The organism is Gemmatimonas sp. (assembly GCF_044345575.1).
Taxonomy (GTDB): Bacteria; Gemmatimonadota; Gemmatimonadetes; order Gemmatimonadales; family Gemmatimonadaceae; genus Gemmatimonas.
The window spans coordinates 1-4,263 of record NZ_JBIJAW010000282.1 but is presented as its reverse complement, the minus strand read 5'-3'; the positions used below and the strand labels follow the sequence as shown (position 1 = coordinate 4,263).

General features: G+C 67.1%; 5 protein-coding genes. 1 reads left to right on the top strand and 4 read right to left on the bottom strand.

Annotated elements, in window-relative coordinates:
- A partial coding sequence (locus tag ACIQ6O_RS13600) for an amidase (protein ID WP_396208329.1) occupies positions 1-1,025 on the top strand: 1,025 nt, incomplete at its 5' end.
- A gap of 150 nt (positions 1,026-1,175) precedes the next feature.
- On the opposite strand, the gene ACIQ6O_RS13595 is transcribed toward ACIQ6O_RS13600, so the two are convergent.
- The 4 genes from ACIQ6O_RS13595 to ACIQ6O_RS13580 form a co-directional block, all read right to left on the bottom strand.
- The gene (locus ACIQ6O_RS13595; protein ID WP_396208328.1) at positions 1,176-2,429 is read right to left on the bottom strand and encodes a M28 family metallopeptidase; all 1,254 of its coding nucleotides are present in this window, start codon (positions 2,427-2,429) and stop codon (positions 1,176-1,178) included.
- A 117-nt stretch (positions 2,430-2,546) separates the two neighbouring features.
- A complete protein-coding gene (locus ACIQ6O_RS13590; RefSeq protein WP_396208327.1) occupies positions 2,547-3,074 on the bottom strand; it encodes a hypothetical protein in 528 nt (175 codons plus the stop codon).
- Positions 3,075-3,091: 17 nt separating this feature from the next.
- On the bottom strand, positions 3,092-3,499 hold the full coding sequence (locus ACIQ6O_RS13585; RefSeq protein WP_396208326.1) for a hypothetical protein: 408 nt from the start codon (positions 3,497-3,499) through the stop codon (positions 3,092-3,094).
- 48 nt (positions 3,500-3,547) lie between these two features.
- A partial coding sequence (locus ACIQ6O_RS13580; RefSeq protein WP_396208325.1) for an MATE family efflux transporter occupies positions 3,548-4,263 on the bottom strand: 716 nt, incomplete at its 5' end.

The following is a 4,263-nucleotide window of genomic DNA, read 5'->3' as shown; positions in this document are numbered from 1 at the left end:
CCGCGCGCATCGTACCCATCGGCCACGGCGGGGATGGCGGCGGCTCGATCCGCATCCCGGCATCGTGCAACGGCCTGTTCGGCCTCAAGCCGTCACGCGGCCGCGTGCCGACGGGGCCGGATTTCGGCGACGCGTGGCGCGGCTTCGTCCAGGAGCATGTGCTCACCCGCAGCGTACGCGACTCGGCGGCCATGCTCGACTGCACGGCCGGCGAGGATGCGGGCGCTCCGCTTTCGTGCCCGCCACAGGAGCGGCCGTATCTCGACGAGGTGACGCGCGAGCCAGGCCGCCTCCGCATCGCGGTCACGACCGAGCCCTTCTTCGCCGACACCTCACGCGGCAACCCGGTGCACGCCGACTGCCGCGCCGCGCTGGATGATGCGGCAGCGCTGCTGCGCACGCTCGGCCACGACGTGGAAGTTGCAACCCCCACCTTCGATGGCCCGCGCCTCGCCCGCGCCTTCCTGACGGTGGTGGCCGCCGAGTGCCGTGCCGACATCATGTGGCTCGGCGAACAGCTCAAGCGGGCACCACGCAGCGACGACGTGGAAGTGGCCACCTGGGCACTCGGTCTCGTGGGCGCCTCGTACAGCGCGGCAGACTACGCCGACAGCGTGCGGCTGTTGCAGCTGGCCGGCCGCACAGTGGGGCAGTTCTTCACGCGCTACGACGTGCTGGTGACACCCACGCTGGGAGCGCCGCCCTTCCCCATCGGCCAGTTGCAGCCAAGTGCGGCGGAGCGCGCCGTGCTCGCGCTGTTCGGGCGCCTGCGTCTTGGCGGTGTGCTGCGCGCGGCCGGCCTGCTCGATGAGACAGCGCGCAAGGTGTTCGGGTTCATTCCGTACACACCGCTATTCAACGTGACGGGTCAGCCGGCGATGTCGGTGCCGCTCTACTGGAACGCGCACGGACTGCCCATCGGGACGCACTATGTGTCGCGGCTTGGCGACGAGGCCACGCTGTTCCGACTGGCCGGACAACTCGAACGGGCGCGACCGTGGAGTTCGAGGGCGCCGCGCTTATAGCGCGGCGCAGAACGGCGTAAGCGGAGCGGCGTAAAGCGTAAAGAGTAAGGAGTTGCCTCCTAACAGCACGGCGATAGCAGACGAGCGATGCCGTCTACGCGGTGTGGTTGGGAGGCAACCCTTAACGCTTTACGCTTTTCCGTTGCCGTTCTACTTGGCTCGCGCCAGCGTGGCGTTCACCAGCTTCGCCACCCCCGCCAGCGTGGTCTGCGCGGCGTTGAGACCGAGCTTGAAGTCGGCGTTGCTGAAGGTCGAGAAGAGATCGGTGGGCTGGTGCCAGTGCGGGTCCCAGCCGCTGCCGACTTGGGTGCCGCGCTCGTTCTCGCGCAACGAGATCGCGGCCACGAGATCCTGGAACGGTCCAGAGTCGGTATTGGTCATGTGCGGCCCCACCTGCGCCGGATAGTCGGTAGCGTACTTCGCGTTGGCGCCGTGCAGGAACCACGCGAGGTCCGCCGACTGCTTCGCCATCTTCGAGTTGCTCTGGAACTCGATGTTCACGTCGGCCTCAGGGCGCTGTTCCTTGCGCATGGTGCCGTCGGCATTGGGCATGCCATGATCGAACATCATCATGTCGTGCTGGATCATGCCGAGCCACTTGGGCTCCGGATACTTCCCCGAGCCCTTCGGCTCCTCGATCCCCTGCAGCTTGGCGCGCTGCTCCACGTAGGCGCGCGCGCCATTGAGCCCGGTTTCCTCGTTGTTCCAGAGCACGAAGCGGATGCTGCGATCGGTCTTCACAGCCGGGTCGCTGAAGATCCGCGCCAGCTCCATCACGATCGCCGACCCCGACGCATCGTCGTTGGCCGCTTCGCCCCAGCCGATGCCATCCATATGTCCTCCGATGATGTACATCTCGTCGGGACGCGTGGTGCCGATCTTGGTGCAGTACACTTCCTGACGCTCACCGGGCACACTCGGCTCCGCATTGAGCGCCCGCAGCCGTGCATCGGGCTGACGCAGCGAATCGCTGTTCACCCCAGTACGTGTACGCACCCCGCGCGCGCGGCCGCCGCCAGCGGACATGGGAGGACCGGCCGGACGCTGCGGCGTAGCGCCACCAGCACCAGCTGGCCGGGGCGTAGGCGCCGGCGGGTTGTACTCGTAGGTGAGCCGCTCCACGTTCGCGCAGCCGTAGCTCTTGAGCTGAGCCTCGATCCAATCGACCGCGTCACGATTGCGTTTCGTACCCTGCCGGCGATCACCGAACTGGGTGAGCCCCTTGATGGTGGCCTTGTAACGCTCGAGATCGAGGCGGGATACGAGCACCGACACCGGGTCGGCACTGTCCACCGCGATGACCGGCGCGGGGAGCACGTTGCCCTGCGCAGACACAGTGCCGGGCGCCACCGCAGTGGCCAACGCCGAGAGCGAAAACAGCAGCGCAGCAGAGGATCGGGACATTGGAGATCGGGCGGGAGGAGACAGCACGGAGCGAATCGTCGTCACCCCTGCGAGACGCACCCGGGCGTCGATTCGTTGATGCGCCGGCGGATTTGACCGTCGCTCAGCGCGCGGCACTCACTCCGCTTTCAGCACGCCACGAAGCGATCCGCGGTAGCCGAACTCCCACGTGCTACCGTACCGGATGTCGGCGACGCGCCAGCTGCGCGATGTACCCGTCCCGTGTGGGAGCAGCAGCACCGTGTCCTTCCACTCCACGGCGGGCTTCTGCTCGATGTTGCTGAAGGACACCGTCACGAGGGCGGTGTCACCGCGCATCGCCGTGGTACCCATGCGGTAGGTGGAGTGCCCCTCGAACAGGCTGCTGAACGGATTGCCGTCGGTAAACGGAGGCTTCTCCGTGCTCCCCGGCGGCAACGGCGCGTCACGACGCGCACGCGCGGCCTTGAGGTCGCCCGCGAGCGCCGGCGTGAGATACGGCTCGATGGCGATGAGCGCCCGTGGCTCCGGCACCTCGCGCACGCCGCCAAGTTCGAGCGTCACGTAGAACTGCAGGGCCACGTCGGCGGGCGTGACGTTCGTCGTCTTGCCGCACGCCGTGACGGCCATGGCCCCCAGTACCGCTCCGACAAGGGTACGCCACATGGCTCCACCCGACGTGGTTACACGACCGCCGACGCCTGCGTGGCGCCACTCGTTTCCTGTTCCCGCATGCGTCCGCCTAGCCATGCCCACAACATAACGAGGACCAGCGAGACGATGTGATACCACGCCGGTGCCGTGTCCCACGCCGCGTAGGTGCCGGCCACGTTGAACAGCAGCCCCAGCCCGCCGAGCACGAGCGCATGGCGCATGGGCGACCGCGGGGCCAGACGCGCGGCGAGGTAGCAACCGACCGTCGCGTAGAGTCCCACGTACCCGATGGTGAGTAGCAGGACCGCGACGCTGTCCGTGCGGCCGTTGGCGTCGAACAACGCCGGCATCGCCGCCCTGATGGCGAGATCGGTGCCGAAGCTGAGCGCGGCGATGAGGAGGAAACCGGAGAAGACCGCAACGACGCTGCGGGTCATGAGCGATACAGGTGGGCGAGGGGGAGTGTGTTCAACCTGCAGTGTGGTTCACGCCACGGCAACCGGTGTGCGTCGCCGCATTTCGCCGGTGAGCAGCCAGAGCGTGAAACCGGCCTGCAGCGTCATCGTGAGCACCGACAACACCCACACATGACGCAACTGAAAGCCCGGACGTTGGGCGAGCAGCATTGCGGGCACGGCGAACGTGACGAGCCGCGAGGCACTGCTAATGAGCGACGGCAGCGTATTGCCAAGCGCCTGGAACATCCCGCTGCAGGTGAAGATCAACCCCGAGGCGACGAAGTTCCACGAAATCGTGCGCAGGAACTCGGCCGAGACCGCAAGCACTTCGGCCTCCTCGGTGAACCCCTGCACGAACAGTTCCGGGCGGATCTGACAGAGCAGCGTGAGCACGGCCATCAGGGCGCTGCCTATGATCGCCGCCCAGCGAAAGGTCTCCCGCACTCGTTCACTCTTGCCCGCGCCCATGTTCTGACCCGCGAGCGGGGCGGCCGAAAAAGCGATGGCCATGGCCGGCAGGAAGATACTCTGCATCACGCGCGAACCGATGCCGTAGCCCGCCTGTGCGGCGGAGCCGAAGTCACGAATCACGTAGTAGATCACGGCCGTGAAGAGGAACATCAGCGCGAACTCGGCACCGGGCGGGACGCCCAGCTTGAGCATGCGCGCCAGCACATCCCATCGCGCCGTGAGCAGCTCGCGCCGGAAGCTCACGTAGTGCTCCAGGCGGACGAAGTAGGCGA